The 21981-nt window shown below is 69.6% G+C and carries 21 protein-coding genes; 6 read left to right on the top strand and 15 right to left on the bottom strand.

The window, feature by feature from the left end:
* Window positions 1-43 precede the first annotated feature (43 nt).
* Window positions 44-628 carry a CGNR zinc finger domain-containing protein gene (locus HOV77_RS15705; RefSeq protein WP_290862880.1) on the top strand — a complete coding sequence of 195 codons (585 nt, stop codon included), beginning with the start codon at window positions 44-46 and terminating at the stop codon, window positions 626-628.
* 9 nt (window positions 629-637) lie between these two features.
* The gene (locus HOV77_RS15710; RefSeq protein ID WP_290862882.1) at window positions 638-1123 is read left to right on the top strand and encodes an 8-oxo-dGTP diphosphatase; all 486 of its coding nucleotides are present in this window, start codon (window positions 638-640) and stop codon (window positions 1121-1123) included.
* A gap of 72 nt (window positions 1124-1195) precedes the next feature.
* Here HOV77_RS15710 and HOV77_RS15715 read toward each other — a convergent pair whose 3' ends face one another.
* Complete coding sequence (locus HOV77_RS15715; RefSeq protein WP_290862884.1) at window positions 1196-3793, bottom strand: proprotein convertase P-domain-containing protein; 2598 nt, start codon at window positions 3791-3793, stop codon at window positions 1196-1198.
* Window positions 3794-3988: 195 nt separating this feature from the next.
* On the opposite strand from HOV77_RS15715, the gene HOV77_RS15720 reads away from it, so the two are divergent.
* Complete coding sequence (locus tag HOV77_RS15720) at window positions 3989-4360, top strand: hypothetical protein (RefSeq protein ID WP_290862886.1); 372 nt, start codon at window positions 3989-3991, stop codon at window positions 4358-4360.
* Window positions 4361-4497: 137 nt separating this feature from the next.
* Here the strand turns inward: HOV77_RS15720 and HOV77_RS15725 are convergent, their stop codons facing one another.
* A complete protein-coding gene (locus HOV77_RS15725) occupies window positions 4498-5028 on the bottom strand; it encodes a hypothetical protein (protein WP_290862888.1) in 531 nt (176 codons plus the stop codon).
* A gap of 60 nt (window positions 5029-5088) precedes the next feature.
* On the opposite strand from HOV77_RS15725, the gene HOV77_RS15730 reads away from it, so the two are divergent.
* Complete coding sequence (locus HOV77_RS15730) at window positions 5089-5739, top strand: 50S ribosomal protein L11 methyltransferase (RefSeq protein WP_290862890.1); 651 nt, start codon at window positions 5089-5091, stop codon at window positions 5737-5739.
* A gap of 22 nt (window positions 5740-5761) precedes the next feature.
* Complete coding sequence (locus tag HOV77_RS15735; RefSeq protein ID WP_290862892.1) at window positions 5762-6577, top strand: alpha/beta hydrolase; 816 nt, start codon at window positions 5762-5764, stop codon at window positions 6575-6577.
* A gap of 434 nt (window positions 6578-7011) precedes the next feature.
* Here HOV77_RS15735 and HOV77_RS15740 read toward each other — a convergent pair whose 3' ends face one another.
* The 11 genes from HOV77_RS15740 to HOV77_RS15790 all read right to left on the bottom strand — a co-directional run bounded on the left by HOV77_RS15740 (window position 7012) and on the right by HOV77_RS15790 (window position 19056).
* Window positions 7012-7623 (bottom strand): LUD domain-containing protein, encoded by a 612-nt coding sequence (locus HOV77_RS15740; RefSeq protein ID WP_290862894.1) that lies wholly within the window; start codon window positions 7621-7623, stop codon window positions 7012-7014.
* Window positions 7620-9047: a lactate utilization protein B gene (locus tag HOV77_RS15745; RefSeq protein WP_290862896.1), complete on the bottom strand. Its 1428-nt coding sequence runs from the start codon at window positions 9045-9047 to the stop codon at window positions 7620-7622. Before HOV77_RS15745 ends, HOV77_RS15740 begins: the two co-directional genes overlap by 4 nt.
* The gene (locus HOV77_RS15750) at window positions 9044-9772 is read right to left on the bottom strand and encodes a (Fe-S)-binding protein (protein WP_290862898.1); all 729 of its coding nucleotides are present in this window, start codon (window positions 9770-9772) and stop codon (window positions 9044-9046) included. Before HOV77_RS15750 ends, HOV77_RS15745 begins: the two co-directional genes overlap by 4 nt.
* 58 nt (window positions 9773-9830) lie before the next feature.
* Window positions 9831-12068 (bottom strand): transglycosylase domain-containing protein, encoded by a 2238-nt coding sequence (locus tag HOV77_RS15755; protein ID WP_290862900.1) that lies wholly within the window; start codon window positions 12066-12068, stop codon window positions 9831-9833.
* A 111-nt stretch (window positions 12069-12179) separates the two neighbouring features.
* Window positions 12180-12617, bottom strand: coding sequence for a DUF4190 domain-containing protein (locus HOV77_RS15760; protein ID WP_290862902.1), 438 nt, complete (start codon window positions 12615-12617; stop codon window positions 12180-12182).
* A gap of 95 nt (window positions 12618-12712) precedes the next feature.
* Entirely contained in the window at window positions 12713-13945 is a 1233-nt protein-coding gene (locus tag HOV77_RS15765; RefSeq protein ID WP_290862904.1) for an MFS transporter, read from the bottom strand.
* Window positions 13942-15150: a low temperature requirement protein A gene (locus HOV77_RS15770; RefSeq protein WP_290862906.1), complete on the bottom strand. Its 1209-nt coding sequence runs from the start codon at window positions 15148-15150 to the stop codon at window positions 13942-13944. The genes HOV77_RS15765 and HOV77_RS15770 overlap by 4 nt, the downstream gene beginning before the upstream one ends.
* 4 nt (window positions 15151-15154) lie before the next feature.
* The gene (locus HOV77_RS15775) at window positions 15155-15922 is read right to left on the bottom strand and encodes a sugar phosphate isomerase/epimerase family protein (protein ID WP_290862908.1); all 768 of its coding nucleotides are present in this window, start codon (window positions 15920-15922) and stop codon (window positions 15155-15157) included.
* Entirely contained in the window at window positions 15919-16776 is an 858-nt protein-coding gene (locus tag HOV77_RS15780) for a sugar phosphate isomerase/epimerase (RefSeq protein ID WP_290862910.1), read from the bottom strand. The genes HOV77_RS15775 and HOV77_RS15780 overlap by 4 nt, the downstream gene beginning before the upstream one ends.
* Window positions 16777-16843: 67 nt before the next feature.
* A complete protein-coding gene (locus HOV77_RS15785) occupies window positions 16844-17920 on the bottom strand; it encodes a dihydrodipicolinate synthase family protein (RefSeq protein WP_290862912.1) in 1077 nt (358 codons plus the stop codon).
* Window positions 17917-19056, bottom strand: a complete 1140-nt coding sequence (locus HOV77_RS15790) for a Gfo/Idh/MocA family oxidoreductase (protein ID WP_290862914.1) — start codon at window positions 19054-19056, stop codon at window positions 17917-17919. Before HOV77_RS15790 ends, HOV77_RS15785 begins: the two co-directional genes overlap by 4 nt.
* Window positions 19057-19126: 70 nt before the next feature.
* On the opposite strand from HOV77_RS15790, the gene HOV77_RS15795 reads away from it, so the two are divergent.
* Entirely contained in the window at window positions 19127-20134 is a 1008-nt protein-coding gene (locus HOV77_RS15795) for a LacI family DNA-binding transcriptional regulator (RefSeq protein WP_290862916.1), read from the top strand.
* Window positions 20135-20369: 235 nt separating this feature from the next.
* Here the strand turns inward: HOV77_RS15795 and HOV77_RS15800 are convergent, their stop codons facing one another.
* Both HOV77_RS15800 and HOV77_RS15805 read right to left on the bottom strand, forming a co-directional pair.
* The gene (locus HOV77_RS15800) at window positions 20370-21227 is read right to left on the bottom strand and encodes an MBL fold metallo-hydrolase (protein WP_290862918.1); all 858 of its coding nucleotides are present in this window, start codon (window positions 21225-21227) and stop codon (window positions 20370-20372) included.
* Entirely contained in the window at window positions 21224-21763 is a 540-nt protein-coding gene (locus HOV77_RS15805) for a helix-turn-helix domain-containing protein (RefSeq protein ID WP_290862920.1), read from the bottom strand. The genes HOV77_RS15800 and HOV77_RS15805 overlap by 4 nt, the downstream gene beginning before the upstream one ends.
* Window positions 21764-21981: the final 218 nt, after the last annotated feature.

The raw sequence follows: 21981 nt of genomic DNA on the forward strand, positions 1-21981 counted from the left end.
CCCCTCACATGCAACAATGGGTTTACCCATGAGAGGAGTCCTGATGAGGTTCAGCCGCATCGCGGGCGATCCGATGCTCGATCTGGTGAACACCGTCGACTGGCGGCTCGGCGGCCCCGAGCGGAGTGAGCGGCTGCTCACCTTCGCCGAGGTGCTCGGCTGGACCCTGGAGTTCGGCCTGATCAGCGAGGACGAGGCGGCTGTACTGCGGGACCTCGCCCAACGGGACCCGGCTCGGGCTGAGGGCGTACGCCGGGAGGTCGTCGACGCTCGGGAACGGGTCTATGGAACGCTCTTCGCCGACGACGCCGATGCTGCGGCCGCGTTGGCGGACATGTATCGGGCGGCCATCGCCGCCGCCGACTTGGTGCGTACCGGTGACGGGTGGCGGTGGCAGGACCGGGAGATCGGCCTCGGCCTGCCGCGCGATCGCGTCGTACGCGGCCTGCTGGCGCTCACCCAACGGGCCGACCTCGACCGGCTCCACCAGTGCGAAGACGCCAAGTGCGGCTGGGTCTACCTCGACACGTCACCGCGGCGGAACCGTCGCTGGTGTAACACGAAGGACTGCGGCGATCGCAACCGCGCCCGGACCTACTACGCACGCCAGAAGGCGAAGAGCAGTTAGGGTCGGGCCATGGTCACTCCCGTGCTGGCGACGCTGGCGTACGTGCTCTCCCCGGATCGCCGGCAGGTGCTGATGCTGCACCGGAACAAGCGACCCGGCGACCTCCACCTGGGTAAGTACGTCGGGCTCGGCGGGAAGGTCGAGCGGGACGAAGACGTCGTCACCGGCGTACGCCGGGAGATCAAGGAGGAGTCCGGGCTGATCGCCGAGGAGCTGACGCTGCGCGGCACGGTGTTGTGGCCCGGCTTCGGCAAACACGGCGAGGACTGGCTGGGCTTCGTCTTCCGCGTCGAGGCGTACGCCGGCGACCTCCACGAAGGGCCGGACGAGGGAACCCTGGAGTGGGTCGAGGTGGACGCCATCCGCAGCGTTCCCATGTGGGCGAGCGATCACGAGTGGCTGCCGATGGTGCTCGACGACGACCCGCGTCAGTTCCACGGGGTCATGCCCTATCAGGACGGCGAGATGGTGAGCTGGAGCTACACCCGCATCTGACATCCGAAGCGGCGCCGGTCACGAGGACCGGCGCCGCTCCGCGGGGGTGTGCGGTGGTGCTCCAGGGTGCTGTTAGAGGGTCAGTGTCCAGCTGTTGATGTAACCGGTGTCGACGCTGGCGGCGTCCTGGACGCGCAGATTCCAGGTGCCGTTGCGTACCTCGCTGGACAGGTTCACGGTGAAGGTCTGGTCGATGTTGTCGGCCGACCCACCGGTCCGGTTGCGCAGCGCGTACACCGTGCCGTCCGGCGCGACCAGCGAGACGACGAGGTCACCGACGTAGGTGTGCACGATGTGCACCTCCACAGTGGAGGTCGAGCCGGCGTTGCCGGTGCAACCCGAGATCGTGATCGGGCTGTTCACCGTGGTGTTGTCGGGAATCGTGACGTCGGAGCCGTTCGTGCCGGAGCAGGTCGGCGGGGCGACCGAGGTGAGGTTGAGCGTCCAGCTGTTGATGTAACCGGTGTCGTTACTGGCGGCGTCCTGTACGCGCAACCGCCAGGTGCCGTTGGCCACTTCGCTGGACAGGTTCACCGTGTACGTGGTGTCGATGTTGTCCGCCGAGCCACCGGCCCGGTTGGCCAGTGTGTAGACGGTGCCGTCCGGGGCGACCAGCGAAACGACCAGGTCACCGATGTACGTGTGCACGATGTGCACCTCGACCGTCGAGCCGGCGCCGGCGTTGCCGGTGCAGCCCGAGATGGTGATCAGGGACTCGACCGTGGTGTTGTCCGGGATCGTCACGTCGGTCGCGTTGGTCTGCGAGCATCCGGGCGGGCCGTTGACCGTCAGCGCGTACGTCGTCGTGTGGGTCGCCGAGGTTCCGGTGCCCGTGACGACGACGTTGTAGGTGCCGGCCGGCGTGCTGGCGGCGGTGGCGATGGTCAGCGTCGACGATCCACCCGTGGTCACCGAGGTGGGGCTGAACGTCGCGGTCGCGCCGCTCGGCAGCCCGGAGGCGGTGAGGTTGATCGTCTGGGCCGAGCCGTTGGTCAGGGCGGTGCTGATCGTGCTGGTGAGCGTACCGCCGGGGTTGACCGAGCCCGACGCCGGCGAGGCCGAGATCGAGAAGTCGTTGCCCGCCGGGCAGGCCGCGTCGGAGCCGGCCACGTTGACCGCGGTCCACGCCGCCTGGACGGCCTTGTACTCGGCGCTGCACAGACCATAGAGGTCGGTGGCGGCGCTGAGCGTGTACGCCCGCGAGGTGTTCGACGGCGTGGTCGTGTTCACGTACTTCGTGTTCGAGGTGAAGTAGACGTCGAGCGCGCGGAACCAGATCTTCTCCGCCTTGGCCCGGCCGATGCCGACCATGCCGGGCGCGCTGCCGCAAAGCGGGCTGGTGCCCCACGAGGTGGCGCCGGTGCCCTCGGACAGGTTGAAGAAGAAGTGGTTGGCCGGACCGGAGGAGTAGTGCACGTCGACGCTGTTGGTGCTGGTGGACCAGCACGTGTGGGAAGCGCCGTCGAGACCCGGGTTGTACATCCAGCGCAGCGGCGTGCCGTCGCCGTTGATGTTGATCTCCTCGCCGATCAGGTAGTCGCCCGGGTCGGAGGTGTTGTTGGCGTAGAACTCGACGGACGTGCCGAAGATGTCGCTGGTCGCCTCGTTGAGGCCGCCGGACTCCCCGGAGTAGGTCAGACCGCCGGAGACCACGTTCTCGGTGACGCCGTGCGACATCTCGTGCCCGGCGACGTCGATCGCGACGAGCGGGTTGGCGTTGCCCGATCCGTCGCCGTAGGTCATCTGCGCGCCGTCCCAGAACGCGTTGACGTAGTTGCTCCCGTAGTGGACGCGGGACGGGACGCCGGTGCCGTTGCCGAAGATGCCGTTGCGGCCGTGGACGTTCTTGTAGTAGTCGAACGTCAGCGCCGCGCCGTAGTGGGCGTCGACGCCGGCCGACTGCCGGTTGGAGTTCGTCCCGTTGCCCCAGACGTTGTCCGTGTCGGTGAACGTCGTACAGGTGGACGTTCCGTTGTTCAGGTCGCAGGTGCGGCCGTTGCCGTGCGACGGGTCGACCATCGAGTAGGTGCTGCCCGACAGCGTCGTGTCCACGGTGACCGTGCCCGAGAAGATGCTGTTGCCCGTGCCGGCGACCGTCTCGATCTCGTCGAACGCGCCGAGGTACGCCCCGGTGACCGCGTCGCTGATCACGTGCAACTTCGACGGGGTCTGCCGGTCCGGGCCCCAGCCGGTGACGACGGTCTCCCAAGCCAGCTTGCCGGCGCCGGAGGAGGCGTCGACGAACAGCTCGGAGTCACCGATGGAGGTGATGGTGCCCCGGAAGTTCTGCCGGGCCACCGCCTTCGCCTGAGCCGACGAGGTCTTCGCCGTGGGGCTCAGGGTCAGCGGTGCGGCGAGACCGACCGAGGTTCCGGCGTACGCGCCGGTGGAGCTGGTGTGCACGACGATGTCGCCGCCGTAGACCCGCAGCCCATGGTAGGTACGCGTATAGCGCACGTGCGCTGCGCCGTTCGCGTCGGTGATGGTCCGGTAGGCGCTGAACGCGTCGGCCCCGGACGCCGCCGCGGCGGCCCTATGCTCGGACAGCGCCTGACCGGCGCGGTCGACGGCGGACGCCGAGCCGCTCGGAGCCGCGCTCGCGGGCGCGGTGCCGAGCAAAACGCCGCCCATCAATAGGGCGGCGCCGGCGATCGCGATGGATCTTCTCACTGAGTCCTCCCCGACTTAGTGTGATGATGGCGGTAGCCACCGAGAGATTTATATATCGAAGGAAGACACATTGTGAATGCTGGAAATGTGACATCCTTGTCCAGCCGACGGACACTAGGTGTCATAGCGGTAGCCCTGGCGCTGCTCGCTGGTTGCGCTGACGCCCCTGGTCAGCAGCCCTCGACGGAGGCGACGATGGCGGCACCCACCCTCGCCGCACGGTTCACCACTCTCGAGGTACGCCGGGCGGGCGGCATCGCTGGAATGAGTGACAAGGTCGCCGTCACGCCGGACGGCAGCTGGACGAAGACGGCGAAGGACGGCACGACGAAGTCGGGCAAGCTCACCGCGGCTCAGCTGGAGCAGCTGCTGACGTTGACCTCAGACCAGCGGCTCGGCCAGGAGGCGCTGCGGTCGCAGAAGCCGACCCAATGCCGGGACGCCTTCTCCTACGTGGTCAGCGTCGACGTGGTCAGCGTGGCCTACGTGGACTGTGCCTCCGACGGCGGCATGCCCGAGGTCGCCAAGGCGGTCGTCGGCGTGATCCAGCAGGCCGGCGTGCTCTGACGCCGACGGGTGTCGGTGCGGCGACGCGGTCGGGTGCGAGCCGTGTCGAACGAGGCGCCGCCGCACCGACACCTATCCTGGGGCACCGCTGGGTGGCCGTCCAGTCCGGTTGTCTGTCACATGAGGACAGTGTCCGGTCAGGACAGGGGGCCGTGTGCGTACTCGACGCCCGGGAGCACCGGCGTCCACAGCGCCGGGTCGAGCCCGAACCCCTCCGCCGTCTGCCGCAGCATCTGCGCCTCGTCGGCGAACTCCGCCCGGTCGACCACCGACAGCGCGTCGCTGTACAGCCCGGACGCGTCCCACCGCTCGCGGACGACGACGGACGCTCCGCTCGGCCGCTGCGGGTCCGCCTCGACCCGCAGCACGATCCGCCGCCCGGTGCGCGGTTGCCGGGCGATCTCCAGGACCAGCGAGTACGCCTCCTCGATGAGGATGCCGGGGCGGGACGTCATCGGCACCCACGCGGGCAGTCCGGTCACCCGCTGGGCCCAGCCGACGGCGACCCCCGGATGGACGCCGATGGCGCCGGAGACATGCACCGGCGGGCTGATGAACCCGGTGGTGTCGTCCAGCCGGCAGAGGCTCCAGAAACCCGGGCCCTGCGGCACGAGCGCCCAATACTGGTCGGCGCGGGCGGCGTCCCGGATGTGTTCGACGGAGGTCACGGCCGACAGCGTACGGGCCGGTGACGCGGAGTGGATCAGCCCGATGGGTAGGGTCGAGGCGTGCAGATCGACTTCGTCCGGGCCCACACCGAACCGGCCGCGCTCCCGTTCCTGCCCGAGCTCAAGCTGCGGCAGGCCGCCGAGGCCATCCCGTTGTGGGAGCTGATGGAGCAGGTCACCGGCCGCAAAGGCCTCCCGCCGCCGTTCTGGGCCTTCGCTTGGGCCGGTGGCCAGGGCCTCGCCCGCTACGTGCTCGACCATCCGGCGACGGTCGCCGGCCAGACCGTGCTCGATCTCGCGGCCGGCAGCGGGCTCGTCGCGCTCGCGGCCGCGCGGGCCGGTGCGAGCCGCGTCATCGCCAACGAGATCGACGAGTACGCCGACGCGGCGATCGCGCTCAACGCCGACCTCAACGGAGTCGCCGTCGAGCGGGCGCTCGGCGACCTGCTGCGTACGCCGCCGGAGGTGCCGCTGCCCGAAGCGGACGTCGTCCTCGCTGGGGACGTCTTCTACAGCCGGGACATGGCGGCTGCGATGCTCGGGTTCCTGCGACGGCAGCACGAACGCGGGGCACTGGTGCTCGTCGGGGACCCAGGACGCGCCTATCGCCCGACGACGGGCTTCGAACAGGTCGCTGCTTTCCGCGTACCAGTGAATGCGGATCTGGAAGACGCGGACCTGAAGCACACCACGGTATTGCGCATGGTCTGACCGCCCGGGAAGGATCGTGGGCATGGATCTCGAGGTACGCGGCCTGACCTTCGACGCGGACGTGGCGGGCCCGGAGGACGGGCCGGTGGTGCTGTTGCTCCACGGCTTCCCGCAGCATCGCGGCGAGTGGGAGCTCGTCGGCCCGGCGCTGCGCGAAGCCGGGCTGCGGACGGTCGCCTTCGACCAGCGCGGCTACTCGCCGGGCGCGCGGCCGGACGATGTGGCGGCTTATCGGATCAGTGAGTGCGCGGCTGACGCGTTGGCCGTCCTGGATGCGCTCGGGGCCGAACAGGCGCACATCGTCGGCCATGACTGGGGCGCGGCGGTCGCCTGGTATCTCGCCGGCGTGCATCCCGATCGCACCCGTACGCTCACCGCCTTGTCGGTACCACACCTGGCGGCGTTCGGCAGCGCCATCCGTGACGACGCCGATCAGCGCGAACGATCGTCCTACATGGACTTCTTCCGTACGCCGCAAGCCGAAGATGTCATCCTCGAAGACGACGGGCTGCGGTTGCGGGCGATGTTCCTCGGGTGCCCATCGGACCGGGTCGACAGTTATGTCACGCCGATGCTCGACCGCGCCCGGCTCACCGGCGCGCTCAACTGGTACCGCGCGATGGGGCACCGCGACTTCGCCCGGCTCGGCCCGGTCGCTGTGCCGACGACGTTCATCTGGAGCGACGAAGACGTCGCCATCGGGCGTACCGCCGCAGCGGACTGCGCGCGCTTCGTCACTGGCGAGTACGCGTACGTCGAGCTCACGGGCGTCAGCCACTGGATTCCTGACGCCGCTCCGGACCGGGTCGCCGCTGCGATCCTCGCTCGCGCCACCTGATCCGCCCCCCGCCCGGCCGTTGTACTCGTCGTCCTCCGTCCTGCGGCAAGATCAAGTGCCGGTGGTCAGCGATTTCCGGCCCGTTTGGAAGATCAAGTACCCGTGGTCAGCGCGGAACCTGGCGTTGGGCGCTGATCCTGGGTACTTGATCTCTGGATTCGGCGCCTCGGCGCTGACCACCGGCACTTGATCTTGTACGCCGGCGCGCTTGGCAACTCCATGATCGTCGGGTTCCGACGATCAGCGCGCTCCGCCTTGGCAAGATCGTCGGAACCCGACGATCAGTGCACGAAAACGCCCACGAATGTCGGCTTCCGACGATCATGGAAGGCCGAACCGCCAAGAATGTCGGAACCCGACGATCATGGCGGCGCGCGGCGGGCGTACCCCAAGCCGCGGGGCGGAAGCGGAGCGAGCCGAGCGGGCGAGGAGCGTCAGGCGACGAGAACGACGATGAGCGTACGCGGACCGTGAACGCCTTCGACCCGGTGAAGTTCGATGTCGCTGGTCGCGGAGGGCCCGCTGATGAAGGTCAGCGGCCGGGCCGGGTCCAGCCGGGCGAGCAGTTCCGGCACGGTGTGCACCACCTGATCGGCGCGGACGACGCATACGTGCCGATCGGGGATGAGGGTGATCGCGCGTCGTCCCTGGTCGGGGCCGGCGTCGAGGGCGATGGTGCCGGTTTCGGCGCAGGCGGCGGCGCAGCCGGTCAGGACGGCGTCGATCTCGTCCAGCTGCGTATGGGAAAGGCCGTCGTCCGCCACGGCGCCCGGCACCGTCAAGCCGGACGAGGGTGGGACGACGATGGTCCACTCACGACAGATGTCGACCAATGTGGACGACAGATCGCCGGGAGCACACGTGCGTACGGTCGCTTTGTAGTCGACGAGCCGGTCGACGAACAACTCCAGCAACGGCTCGCCCGAAACCGTCGGCGTACGCCGGTAGTCCCGAGGAACGGCGGGGGCGGCAACACCGGAGTTGGCGGCCCGAATCCGGGCCAGCACGGCGTCCCGGGCGGAGCCCGCTGGCGGACGGGCGTTCATCGGGCGGCCCACCAATCGCGGAAGGTCTGCGCCGGTGGCGCGGGCAGGTCGCGGGCGTCGGTCCAGGCCGACAGCGGCGGCGGCAGCCGCCGGATGCGTCCCCGGCGGGCGATCAGCCGCCCGAGGCGCAGGAGCTGTTCACCGAACCGGAAACGCCGGGCCGATCCCATCGTCCACGCGACTGCGCCGAAGGAAGCGCGTTCGATGACCGGATGGGGCTGCGTCGACCGGAGATGGACGAGCATCGAGGGGATGTCGATGCGTACCGGGCAGGCGTCGAAGCAGGCTCCGCACAGGCTGGAGGCGTACGGGAGCGAGGTGGCGGCCCCGGTCAGCTGGGGGGTCAGCACCGCACCGATCGGCCCCGGGTACACCGAGCCGTAGGCGTGCCCGCCGGCGCGTTCGTAGACCGGGCAGACGTTGAGGCAGGCCGAGCAGCGGATGCAATGCAACGCCGATCGGCCGGCGGGATCGGCGAGCACCGCCGTCCGGCCGTTGTCGACGAGCACGAGGTGGAAGGTCTGCGGCCCGTCACCAGGCGTCACGCCGGACCAGGTCGAGGTGTAGGGGTTCATCCGCTCGCCGGTGGACGAGCGGGGGAGCAACTGGAGGAAGACTTCGAGGTCGGTCCAGGTCGGCACGACCTTCTCGATCCCCATCACGGTGATCAGGGTGTCCGGCAGGGTCAGGCACATGCGGCCGTTGCCCTCCGACTCCACCACGGTGATCGTGCCCGTCTCCGCGATGCCGAAGTTCGCTCCCGAGATGGCGACCTTCGCACTGAGGAACTTCGCCCGCAGGTGGGCGCGCGCGGCCATCGCCAGCTGCCTCGGCTCGTCGGTCAGCGACGGGTCGGCGTCCGGCATCTCGCGGAGGAAGATCTCCCGGATCTCCGCCCGGTTGCGGTGGATCGCCGGAACCAGGATGTGGCTGGGCAGATCGTGACCCAATTGGACGATCAGCTCGGCCAGGTCCGTCTCGACCGCCGCGATGCCCGCGTCGGCCAGGGCCTCGTTCAAGCCGATCTCCGCGGTGGCCATCGACTTGACCTTCACGACCTCGTCGGTCCCGGTCGCGCGGACCAGGTCAACCACGATCTGATTCGCCTCGGTCGCGTCGCGGGCCCAGTGCACGATCCCGCCGCGCGCGGTCACGGCCGTCTCCAGCTGCAGCAGGAGCTCGTCCAAATTCGCCATCGTGTACGCCTTGAGCGCCTCCCCGGCTCGGCGAAGGTCTTCCCAGTCCTCGAGTTCGCCGACGACCGCGGCCCGCTTGGCCCGGATGGTGGCGGTCGCGTGGCCCAGGTTGCGCCGCAGCTGAGTGTCGGCGAGGGCGTCCCGGGCGGCGGCGGGGAACGGCCGGTCGCCGTGCAGGTGGCCGACCCCGGCGGGGGCATGCGGCATACCGAGGAAAGTCTGGGTCATGAGTCACTCGCCAAAATCTCGGCCAGATGGACGGGGCGTACGCCGGTGCGCAGCCGCGACAGCCCGCCGCCGATGTGCATGAGACACGACGAGTCACCGGCGCAGACGGCTTCGGCCCGGGTGGACAGCACGTTGCGCATCTTGTCGGCCAGCATCGCCGTCGACGTGTCGGCGTTCTTCACCGCGAACGTGCCGCCGAAGCCGCAGCACTGCTCGGCGTCGGGCAGCTCGACGAGGTCGAGACCGCGTACCTGGCGCAGCAGCCGCAGCGGTTTGTCGTCCACCCGCAGCATCCGCAGGCTGTGGCAGGTGGGGTGATAGGTGACCCGATGCGGGTACGCCGCCCCGACGTCTTCCCGCTTCAGCACGTCGACCAGGAACTCCGAGAGCTCATAGGTCTTGGCTGCGACCGCCTGGGCCCGCTCGGCGAGGGCGGCGTCGCCGGCATTGCGGGCCACCATCGCGTGCTGGTGACGGACCGATCCGACGCAGGAACCCGACGGCGCCACCACGTGATCGAAGGGCTCGAAGGCCTCGACGTGGTTGCGTACCAAGGCCAGCGCCTGGCGTTGATAGCCGGTGTTGACGTGCATCTGCCCGCAGCAGGTCTGTCCGGGCGGGAACGCGACTTCGACACCGAGGCGTTCCAGCACTGTCACCGTCGCCCGGCCTACGTCGGGGAACATGGCGTCGGCCAGGCACGTCACGAACAGTGCAACCCTCACGCCGCAAGATCCTATAGGATCATCCGGCCCGGCCCATAGAGCTGCTGAATGGTGGGATTCAGTTGCCCCAGCGGCCGATGATGCCGCCGAGTCCGCTGGTCGGGCTCGTCGACGGCGTCGGCGTGTTGCGGTTCTTCCGGCCGCCGTTTCCGTTGTCGTTGCCGTTCTGCGCCGACTCGGTCGGGGTCGGGCTCGGCTCCTCACGAGGTTCGTAACCGGAGGCGAACGCGCTGGTCAGCTTGGGTGCCACGAACTTCTTCTCGGCCACGCCCTTCAGCGAAGTGTTGAGCGTACGCGCGACCGCCTGGATGACGTCTCGCTGCACGGCGGCCCCCACGGCGTCCCGGCTGGTGCTGGGGTTGGCGGCGATCGAGGCGATGGCCAACTGCGGCGTGTACGCGACGAACGACTCGGTGACGTTGCCGTCGGAGCTGCCGGTCTTGCCCGCGACGTCGCGGCTGCCGACGATGCCGGCGACCGAGCTCGCGGTCGCGCCGTTGCAGCGGTAGTACGCCGACTGCTGACCCACCGGGCACCGGGCGGCGTCGGTGGCGGCCCGAGCCACTTCGGCGCTGATGACCTGCTTGCAGTCGGGCTGACCGGCCGCCAGCGGCTGCCCTTCCGCGTCGGTGATCGAGGAGATCGGGGTCGGCGTGCAGTACTTGCCCTCGGCCGCAACGGTGGCGTACGCGTTGGCCAGGTCCAGCGGCGTGGTCAGCGAGGTGCCGAGGGTGAACGCGCCCCAGCTCGACGCGTCCTGCGCGTTCTGCTGGTTCTCCCTGGACCGGAACTGGATGCCGAGCCGCTGCGCCATCTCGACGACCTTGTCCGCCCCGACGGACTCCTCGAGCTGCACGAAGTACGTGTTCACCGATCGGCCGAACCCGGTCCACATGTTGCGGTAGCCGGCCATCGAGGCGGCGGCGTTCTCCGGGCACCAGTAGCCGTCACAGCTGTTCGGGCCCGAGTCGGGGTACTGCGACTGGTACTGATTCGGCGAGTAGAAGCCGGTGTCCAGCGCCTTGCCCGCCTCCAGCGCGGCCAGCATCGTGAACATCTTGAACGTCGAACCGGCCTGGTAGCCGGGCAGGCCGGTGCCGCTGCCCGCGACGAGCTGGTTCATCGTGTTGCCGGTCCCGGTGGCGGCGCTGTAGTGCCGGTTCACCGCCATCGCCAGGATCTTGCCGGTGCCGGGCTGGACGACCGCCATCGGCGACACCCGCTTGTTCGAGTAGCCGTAGACCGTCAGCACCTGCTCCTGCGCAGTCGCCTGCACCTTCGCGTCGAGCGACGTGATGATGCGGTAGCCGCCCGTCTTGAGCGCCTGCAACCGGTCGGCGGCGGTCTCGCCGAACGCCGTCTGCCCCTGCCACCAGCTGCGGAAGTAGTCGCAGAAGAATCCGGTCGACGCCTTGGCGGCGGTGCAGTCGTTCGGCGACGCTCCCGGCGTCAGCTTCAGCTCGGCGTCGGTGGCCGCCTTCGCCTGGTCCTGGGTGATCTCGTTAAGGCCGACCATGGCCTGGAGGACGTAGCTGCGCCGGCTCAGCGCGCGGCTGGTGTCGCCGTCGATCGGGTTGTCCGACTCGGGGGACTGGAGCAGGCCCGCCAGCAACGCCGCCTCGTCGAGGGTCAGCTTGCCCGGGTCCTTCGAGAAGTAGGTGTGGGAGGCGGCGTGCACGCCGTAAGCGCCGTGCCCGAAGTACGCGATGTTGAGGTACCGCTCCAGGATCTGGTCCTTGGTCAGCCGGGTCTCCAGCGTGATCGCGTACCGGGCCTCGTTGATCTTGCGACCGGCGGTCACCTGCGTTGCGGCCGCCCGCTCTTCGTCGGTCAGCGTCGGGTCGTTCTTCAGCACGTTGCGGACGTACTGCATGGTCAGCGTCGACGCGCCCTGCTCGACCTCACCGCTCGCCCCGTTGGCCACCACCGCGCGGAGGATGCCCTTGAGGTCCACTCCGCCGTGCTCGTAGAACCGTGTGTCCTCGGCCGCGACGACCGCCTGCCGCATGACCGGGGCCACCTCGTCGAGCCCGACGTCGCGCCGGTTCTGGTCGTAGAACGTGGTGAGCAGGGTCTTGCCGTCGCTGGCGTACAGGTAGCTGGCCTCCTGCCGGGCCGGGTTCTGCAGCGCCTCGGGCAGGTCGTCCCAGGCCACCCCGGCGTGGTCGACCGCCCAGGCCGCCAGCGCGCTCGCGGGCACCGCCAAGCCGGCGACGACCGCCCCCGCGAGAACCGCGACGAGCGCGGCGCGGACGAGCTTGCGGGACGTGCGGGGAGAGCGAGCGGGGGCTGCCATGCAGGCAAGACTGCCCGGCGATCACAAGATCGTCATCGGCAGTGTGAAGGCGGTCACTCTGTGACACCACGGTGTCCCACAGCTCGTCGCCAGCCGGCTCGGACGCCCGAGTCAGCCCGCGAACAGGCCGATCACATCCGCCCCGGCCTTGATGAGCGCGAGGATGGTGCCCATCCCGAACAAGAGCGTCAGACAGGGCAGGAAGAAGGTGAACGTCCAGCCCAGGATGACCGCCGCGCGCGCCATCCCGCGGCCCGTCTGCTCGCGGCCCTTGAGCTGCCGCAACGAGAGGTGCCCGAGGATCGCGCCGACCGGGGCGAGGATGCCGAAGGTCAGCACCGACAGGGCGACGGTCAGCAGCGCCACGATCGCCAGGACGTTGTGCTTGGCCGTCGTACGCCGCAACGCGTCGGTCGAGGTCCGGGCCACCTCCGCGATCCGGCTGCCGGGGAGCGCCACCTCCTGCGACGGCGGGGTGAACGGTGTGGGCGGCGGAGACGAGGCGGCCGGGGCGTACGGGAGAGCGGGCGGCGGCTCGGGGGCGGTCATCCGGCGATCCTCCGGTGAGTACACAGTGGTCGGTTGGGACGCTCCGACAGTATGCCGAACTCGTCCGGTTCCGGCGACCTGTCCGGTGCCGCGAATCAGGCGGCGTCGACGACCAGCCGCTCGGGATGAGGTTGCCGGATCGGGGTGAGGAAGCCGATCGCGGAGATGACCAGGTACGCCAAGCCCGCGATGCCGATGACGAGGGCGACCCCGAAGCGTTCGGCCGACGCGGTGACCACCGCCGCGCCGATCGGGCCCAAGGAGAAGTGAATCGTCCACCACGCCGAGGTCACCCGCCCGAGCAGCGCACTCGGGGTGATCTCCTGCCGGAGGGACATCGAGCAGATGCCGCCGACCGCGGTGCAGGCGAACGCGAGCGTCGCGAAGACCGCCACGCCGGGCACCGAACGGGTGAGCGCGATCGCGGCGACCGACAGCCCGGCGAGCATGGTCGAGCCGATCCAGGTCACCCCGAACCCGATCACCTTGCGTACGCGGGCGACGACGAGCGCTCCGGCGACGGTTCCCCCGGCGGCGACCGCCATGACATAGCCGACTGTGCGGTCCGGCTGACCGAGGTCGTGCTTGAGGTAGAAGATCACGACGTCGACCAGGCCCTGCCAGAAGAAGATCAGGATCGTCAGCAGGACGAGCATCGACCGCAGCACCGGGTGCCGCCACAGGAACCGGGCGCCGCCGCTGAACTCGGCCCAGAACGACAGCTTGGCCGGTGCGCTGTGGTCTTCAACGGCGGGCTGGGACCGGAGGCGTACGAAGAGGAGTCCGATCGAGGCCAGGACGAAGGTGGCGGCGTCGACCGCGATCGCGACGGACGCGCCGAACCGCCCGGAGACCACGCCGGCCAGGATCGGCCCGATGACCTGGGTCGCGGCGAAGCTCGCCGAGAGCCGCCCGTTCGCCCGGGTGAGCTGGTCGGCGTCGACGAGCCGGGGGACGACCGTCACGTAGGTGACCCGGAACAGCATCGCGAACGCACCGGTCAACGGCACGACGACGTAGAGCAGCCAGATCGGGCTGGCGAACAGCCACACGACCGGCACGACGCCGAACAGCACGGCCTGGGCGACGTTGCAGATGATCAGCAGCCGCATGCGGTCGAACCGGTCGGCGACGACTCCGGCGAAGAAGCCACTGACCAAGGTCGCCACGCCGAGCGCGCCGGTGAGCAGGCCCATCTGCGTCACCGAGCCGGTCGCGTGCAGCACCATCAACGGCACCGCGATGACCGAGAACGAGCTGCCGAACACCGACAGCGTCTCCACGGCCCAGAACAGGGCGAAGTCGCGCCCGCCCAGCTTCTTCGTCACTGCGGTGCTTCTTCCGGTGCAGGTTGCCGGGAACGCGCTTGACGCTCCCGGTACGCGCGGACGGCGTACTCGATGATGGCGAGGAGCATGAGCACGACGGCGAGATCGAGAAGCGCGAGCACGGCCGGCACCTCGGTCGCGAACGGCAGCATGCCGAGCACGAGCCCGGCCGAGACGAGCCGCGCGACTGGCAGCCGGCGGAACATGCGCCAAGTCGTGTAGCCGAAGGTGGCGAGATAGAGCGCGACCCCGCCGAACAGCAGGCTGGCGACGCCGCGGTCCAGATGATGGTCGGGATGCGCGATGGCCTCGGCGAGGCCGACGGCGACCGCGATGACCCCGGCGACCAGCCAGAGATGGCTGAAGCCGAGCATGCGGCCGAGCTGATCGGTCCGCAGGCGGGCGATGGCGACCGGCAGCCGTTCCTCCAGCGCCGCTCCGGCGAACACGAAGTAGATCCACCAGAGTCCGCAGACGAGCCCGAAGCCGCTGATCATCGTGGCGACCACGGGCGCCTTCAGATGTTCGAGCGTGGCTGCCGTCGCGCCGACCGAGAGGATCGACTCGCCGAGCGCGATGAGCAGGAACAAGCCGTGACGTTCGAGCAGATGCGGCAGGTCGAAGGTCATCCGGCTGAGGTGGCGTCGCATGAGCCGCGGCATCACGATGTCGATCGCGATCGCGAGTAACCAGATCCCCAGCCGCGTATTGCCGTGGAAGAAGCCGCCCACGAACATCAACGGGCCGCTGATCTGGAAGAAGATCAGGAAGAAGACGCCCGGATGGCGGTCGGTCGGAGTGATCGCCTCGTGCAGCGTCAGCGCCGCCCGCTGAACCAGGTACGCGGCCCCGAAGACCAGCCCGCGGTCGCCGAACGCCTCGGGAACCGAGATCGCCATGAACAGCGCGCCCAGCGCCGCCACGAACATCGTGATCCGGTCGGCGGAGTTCTCGATCGGGTTGAGATTGGCGTGGATCGAGATCGCCGACCACGCCCAGAACAGCGGCAGGAACAGCACGGCGGCGTACCCGATCCCGGCCCAGCTGTGGTCGTGGTGCAGCAGGGCCGAGACCTGGACGATCGCGAAGACGAACACGAGATCGCAGAAGAGCTCGGCGGGTGTGACCTTCTTCCCGGCGATCTTGCCGATGGCGGCGGTCTCGTCGGCGGCCTTCGAACGCAGAGTGGCGGAGGGGGCGCTCACGCGATCATGATGCCAGCCACGCCCGGCTCGCGATCAAGGCCTCCCGCAACGGGCCGGCCTCCGGGTGCCACTTGCTCTCCCACTCGAGGCTCAGCCAGCCCGCGTACGCCTCTCGCCGGAGCAGTTCCAGCGCGTCGCGCAGCGGAACGGTGCCCTGGCCGAGGGGCAGGGGAGTCCGTTCGGTCGGGCTGAGCACGTCCTTGACCTGCACGTGTGCGAGATACGGGTGCAGTGCGGCCGCCGACACCGTCAGCGGTTCACCGACCCGCCACGGGTGCAGGACATCCCAGATCGCGCGTACGCACTCGTCGTCCACCTGTTGCAGGACGCGGGCGACGTCGACTCCTCGCGGGTGGGAGTCGTGCGTCTCCAGCCAGATCTGCACGCCTTCCGGCAGCCGTGGTGCGATCGTCTTGAGCCTTCTGACGGCTCGCTCGTCCGCCTCCGGCCCCGATTCAGCCGAGCCAGGGAAGACGCGAACGGCGGGGATGCCCAAGTCTTTCGCCAACTCGGCATGGGCGAGCGCGTTCGCCACGCACTCGTCGTCGTCGCCCTCGGCCGCCACCTTCACGTAGCTGGCGACACAGAGCGGCGTGACGCCTTCGAGCTCTGCTTTCGCCGCACTACGCTCAGCCGCTGACAGTCCGATGTGGAGCGGTTCGTCGGGGGCGGCGCGCAGCTCGACGCCGGGCCACCCGGTCTCCTGCGCGAGGCGTACGACCTCGGGCAGGGGGAGTCCGGAACAGCCCAGCGTCGAGAAGGCGAGTTTCACAGTGGCCCTTCCGGGTTGATGTGCTTTCGATGACGGTCCACCATCGTGGCAACGGTAATCGCCGGATCGGTGTCCCAGATCGCCTGGTTGAAGATCTCCACCTCGACGTGCCCGGCGTAGCCCGCCGCGCGTACCGCCTCGGTGATGGGGGCGAAGTCGATGTGACCGTCCCCGACGTGACCCCGGCTCAGCAGTGCGTCCTCGGCTAACGGGAGCACCCAGTCGCATACCTGGTAGGACGAGATGCGTCCCTCGCGGCCCGCCCGCTCGACCTGGGCGTACAGGTCGGGGTCCCACCAGATGTGATAGGTGTCCACGCAGACGCCGACCTCGTCCGCCGCGAACGGGGCGGCCAGATCCAACGCCTGACCGAGCGTCGACACGACCGCCCGATCGGCGCAGAACATCGGGTGCAACGGCTCGATCGCGAGGCGTACGCCCCGGTCGCTGGCGTAGGGCACCAGCTCGGCGAGGGCGTCGGCCACGGCCTGCCGGGCGGCCGGCAGGTCCTTGGACCCGTCCGGCAACCCGCCGACCACCAGCACCAGTTCGCTCGTCCCGAGGACGGCCGCCTCGTCGATCGCCGCCCGGTTGTCGGCCAGCGCCGCCGACCGCGCCTCCGGGGTCGCGCTCTTGCCGAACCCGGTCGTGAAGAACCCGCCCCGGCAGAGGGTGGTCACGCTCAAGGCGTACGCGTCGATGATCTTGCGAGCGGCCTGTGCGCCACCGGCGGCCTCGACGACGTCGCGCCAGGGACCGATGCCGCTGATGCCGTTCTCTGCGCAGAGTCGCGCGGCGGTCTCCAGCGTGGCCTTCTTCACCGTGGCGGTGTTGAGCGACAGCCTGAAGGTCATGCGGCCACCTCCCTGCGGTCGGCGTCCGCATTTACCCTGAGCATCGTGATGCCCGCGCGAGGCGCGGTCATGGTGCCACCAGCTTCGCGAGGCGGGCCGCGGCGAGCTCGGGATCGGCCAGCACCCCGCACTCGGCGGCGAGCCGGTGCAGCTCGATCAGGTGGTCGAGGCTGCGCGAGTGCTCTTGCCCGCCGACCATCCGGAACTCGTCCTGGTGGCCGTTGAGCCAGGCCAGGAACACGATGCCGGTCTTGTAGTGATAGGTCGGCGTGGCGAAGATGTGGCGGGCCAGCGGCACGGTCGGGTCGAGGATCTCGCGGAACTTCGCGGTGTCCCCGGCGTCGAGGGCCTGCCAGGCGGCCGCGGCCGGCACGGCGATCGCGTCGAAGATGCCCAGCAGCGCGTGCGAACCGCTTTCGATCAGCGACGGGTAGTTGAAGTCGTCGCCGGTGTAGAGGCGTACGCCTTCGGGCAGCTTGGCCCGCAGCGCGATCTCGCGGTCGGCGTCGAGCAGCGAGACCTTGATCCCGTCGACCTTCGCGGCGTTCTGGTGGATGATCTCCAGCACCGCCTCGGCGGCCCGGTCGAGATCCTGCGCCGAGGTGGGCACGCCCGCCGAGCCTGAGCTTCCGGCCCAGTAGCCGGCCAGGGCCGGGTCGAACATGTCGCCCAGCCAGTGCAGGATCACCGGCTGATCCACGTCGGTCAGCAGAGTGCCATAGATCCGGGCGTAATCGGCCGGGCCCGACGCGCTGGCGGCCATCGCGCGGCTGGCCATCAGGATGACCTTCGCGCCCGCGTTCTGCACGACTTCGAGCTGCTCCCGGTACGCCCGCTCGATGTCGTCGAGCGAATGCGCGCCGGGTGCGAGATGGTCGGTGCCCGCGCCACAGGCGAGCAAACCGTTGACGGACTTGGCTTCCGCACCACTGCGGCGGATCAGTTCCTGCGTGGCGGACCAGTCGAGGCCCATCCCGCGCTGGGCGGTGTCCATCGCGTCGGCGATACCCAGGCCCAGCGACCAGAGGTGATGCCGGAATCGCATGGTGGCGTCCCAGTCGACGACGGCCGGCTTGCCTTCGCCGTTGTCCGCCGCCGGATCGGCGACGACATGTGCGGCGGCGTAAAACGTCTTGGCGGTCACAGCTGCGGCACCTCGAGCCGGCGGCCCTCACGGGCGGACTGCGTACCGAGTTCGGCGAGCTGGACGCCGCGCGCCCCGGCGAACAGGTCGTGGGGGTACGGGGCATCGGTGGCGAGCGCCGTCAGGAACTCCTCCCACTGCACCTTGAACCCGTTGTCGTAGACGTCGTTGTCCGGCACCTCGGTCCACAGCGCCCGGAAGTCGTGGCTGGTCGGCAGGTCCGGGTTCCAGACCGGCTTCGGGGTGGCGTTGCGGTGCTGGATGCGGCAGCCGCGCAGACCCGCGACGGCGCTGCCGTGCGTACCGTCGACGTGGAAGGTGACCAGCTCGGTCCGGTCGACCCGGGTCGCCCACGACGAGTTGATCTGCGCGATGATGCCGCCTTCGAGCTCAAGGACGGCGTACGCCGCGTCATCAGCGGTGGCGGCGTATTCGTTGCCCTGCTCGTCCCAGCGGGCCGGGATGTGGGTCACCGATTGCGCGTACACCGAGCGGACCGGCGCGATCACGTGGTCCAGCACGTAACGCCAGTGCGGGAACATGTCGAGGATCATGCCGCCGCCGTCTTCGGCCCGGTAGTTCCAGCTCGGCCGCTGAGCGGGCTGCCAGTCGCCTTCGAACACCCAGTAGCCGAAGTCGATGCGTACGGTCAGGATGCGGCCGAAGAAACCGGAGTCGACCAGGCGCTTGAGCTTCCGCAGGCCGGGCAGGTAGATCTTGTCGGCGACGACACCGTGGCGCACTCCCTTGGCCTCGGCGAGCTTGGCCAGCCCGAGCGCCTCGTCGAGGGTCTCGGCGACCGGCTTCTCGGTGTAGACATGCTTGCCGGCCTCGATCGCCTTGGTCAGGGAGGCCACCCGCGCGGTGGTCACCTGTGAGTCGAAGTAGATCTCGTTGGACTCGTCGGCGAGCGCGGCGTCCAGATCGGTGGTGTACTGGCTCAGGTCGTGCTGGGCGCACAGCGCCTCCAGCTTCGCCGCGTTGCGGCCGACCAGCACCGGCTCGGGGAAGATCACCTCGCCGTCGGGCAGCGTCAGGCCACCCTGCTCCCGGATGGCCAGGATCGACCGGACCAGGTGCTGGCGATAGCCCATGCGCCCGGTCACCCCGTTCATGATGATGTTCACCTTGCGCATCTTGCAATCTCCCGGGATCAGTAAGGCGGAAAGCGCTTTCCAACGGCGTGTGAGGCGGTACGTTACCGGGGTGCGCGACAAACCGTCAACACAGGCGACTCTGCAACAGGTCGCCGACGCCGCCGGCGTCTCCCTGGCCACCGCGTCCCGCGTGCTGCACGGCAGCGGCGGGCGTACCGTCCGCGAGGAACTGCGAGCAAGGGTGCTCGCGGAGGCCTCCCGCCTGCGCTATGTCTCGCACGCTCCGGCCCAGGCGCTCGCCCGGGCCACGACCTCCATCGTCGGGCTGATCGTCCACGACATCGCCGACCCGTACTTCGCGGCGATCGCGGCGGGCGCCATGCGCGCGGCCCGCGACCACGACCTCATGGTCATGGTCGCGTGCACGTTCCGCGAACCGCAGCTCGAGCTCGAATACATCGCCCGGCTCCGCGCCCAACGCGCCCGCGCGATCATCCTGGCCGCGTCTTCCTTCACTGGTACGCGTTTCGTCGCGGATCTCGCCGACCACCTCGCCGGGTACGCCGACCAGGGCGGGCGGGTCGTGGCGATCGGCGATCACGGTGCCGGCGTCGACGCGGTGCTCCCCTCGAACTTCGCCGGTGCGGCGTTGGCCGCGTCCCATCTCGTGTCACTCGGGCACACCCAGGTGGGTGTGGTGAGCGGGCCTCCATCGCTTGCCACGGTGGCGGATCGGCTCGCCGGTTTCCAATCCGTCCTGCCGGCCGCCGCCGTCGTCACCGGAGACTTCAGCCGAGACGGTGGGTACGCCGCCGCCCGCTCGCTGTTGACGCAGCACCCATCGCTGACGGCGGTCTTCGCGCTCGACGACGTGATGGCGTACGGGGTGCTGGCGGCGGCCCGGGACCTCGGCCGTCAAGTGCCCTCGGACCTGAGCGTGATCGGGTTCGACGACATTCCCGGTGCAGCCGATGTCGGCCCTCCGCTCACCACCATCCGGCTCGACCTGGCCGAGCTGGGATCTCGGGTGCTCGGGCTCGCCGTCGGGCCGCCTAGCGGGTCGGTCAGCATTCCCGCTTCCCTTGTTGTGCGGTCGTCGACCGCTTCCGCTCGTTGATCGCTGGCGCTTTCGCGGCGCTGGCGCTGGTGCTGGTGCGGTCGGTGGTACGCCACGCACGTTTCCGCGCGGCTGTGAGGTACATGGCGTACCACCTGGCGTTCGTGATCTCCGGACGCGGGGCACCCTACCGCTGCGCGGTGAGGTACCTGGGCCTCCGGAGATCACGACCATCCGGGGCGGGTCGCTCGCAGTCACGCCCGCGTCGGGTCGCGCGCCCGGCGCGCCCCGGGGGTCAGCGGGGTCGGTGGCCGATCACCTTGTGCAGCCGCCCCCGCATCACCAGCCGCAGCAGGTCCCGCTGCCGGGGGTCGTTGTAGATGACGAAGTCGTCGAATCGGTGCACGCCCCGTTTCCCAGCGACGTCGTGGGCCGCCGTCCGGACGTGGCGCAACTGCTCGACGGTCATCTCCAAGGGCCGTTCGCCGGGCTGGTAGGTCGCGCCGATCGGGAAGTCGCGCCGGGGCTTCTGCCGCATCTCGACATGGCACCCGAGGACGTGGGAGACGGCGTTCGCGTCAGCGAAGGCGACGAGCCGGTCGAGCGTAGCGAGGAAGGCGGGGTAGTCGAAGGCGTACAACCGGCCGGGGAGCACCGTGTCGCCGGTGAGCAGGAACTGCGTACGCGGGTCGTAGAGGGTGATCGCCGCCTGGTGGTGCCCTGGCGATCCGATGACCGACAGCGTCCGGTCCCCCAGCTCGAAGGTCACCGTGCCGGTCGGCCAGCTGTCGCCGAAACCGAAGAAGTCGCGGACCGCTTCGGCCTCGCGGGCCACGATGGTCGTATGTGGACGATCCGCGAACTGCCCGTCCCCCGCGACATGGTCGCCGTGACCGTGGGAGTGCGCGATGACCAGCGGCAGATCGCCGATCAGCTCGTCGACCGTCGCTCGCAGCGGAAACGACGCCGGGTCGTCGGTCGCGCCGGTGTCGAGCAGCAGCGCCCGATCGTCGCCGGTCATCAGGAAGAGGAAGGGCGCCTCGTAGGTGACCGATTTGCCCTGCCGGAGGATGAAGGTACGGTCGTCCACCCGGTGGACCTGGAGGGTCGGTTCACCGGCCGCGCCGTGGATCCAGGTGACATCGAGGTTCACTGTGCTTCTCCCAGGGGTGTGAGGGACACGAACACGCGGACGTGCCGGGCGTCGGCCTTGTCGGCATCGGCCTGATACGGCTCGAGCAGGGCGCGCCATTTCGCGGCGAGGTCGGCCGCCTCCGCGGCGGTGAGCTTCAGGACGGCGGTCGCCATGCCCAGCCCGTCGCGCCATTCCGGGGTCTCGTCCTGAACGCGGTCGAGGTACGCCCGGATCGCCGCCATCTCGCGGTCGACCACCACGTTTCCGATCTGCTGGCCGAGCAGGTGGTCGTCACCGGAGTCGATCTGGAGTCGCGGTGTCTTCACCGAGATCCGCCATTGGCGTTCCCGGCGGTCCTCGCCCGGCCCGGCGTCCTCGACGAAGCCGTACTTCGCGAGCTGCCGCAGGTGGAAGGAGCAGTTCGCCTGTGGTACGCCGAGGATCCGGCCGCATTGGGCGGCGGTCGCCGGGCTGATGGTGCCCAGCAGTTCCAGCAGGTCCAGGCGGAGGGGATGGGCCAGCGCCCGGATCGCCTGAGGGTCGGTGACGCGCATATGCCAAAGACTACTTTGGCTTTGCGAGATGTCAAGGGGTTCTTTGGCATTCCTCGCGGGGCGCGCGTCCCGTCGCGCATTCCGCCCGGGTGCGCCCCGCGTCCCGCCGCGCGGCGCACCGCCCCGCGGCGCACAGCCCGCGCCGCGCCGGGTTAGCCGCGCTGGTGGTACGCCACGCACCTCACGGCGGCGGGGGACGGTGCGTGGCGTACCCCCGG

It is taken from the genome of Hamadaea sp., from assembly GCF_013362815.1.
Lineage (GTDB): Bacteria > Actinomycetota > Actinomycetes > Mycobacteriales > Micromonosporaceae > Hamadaea.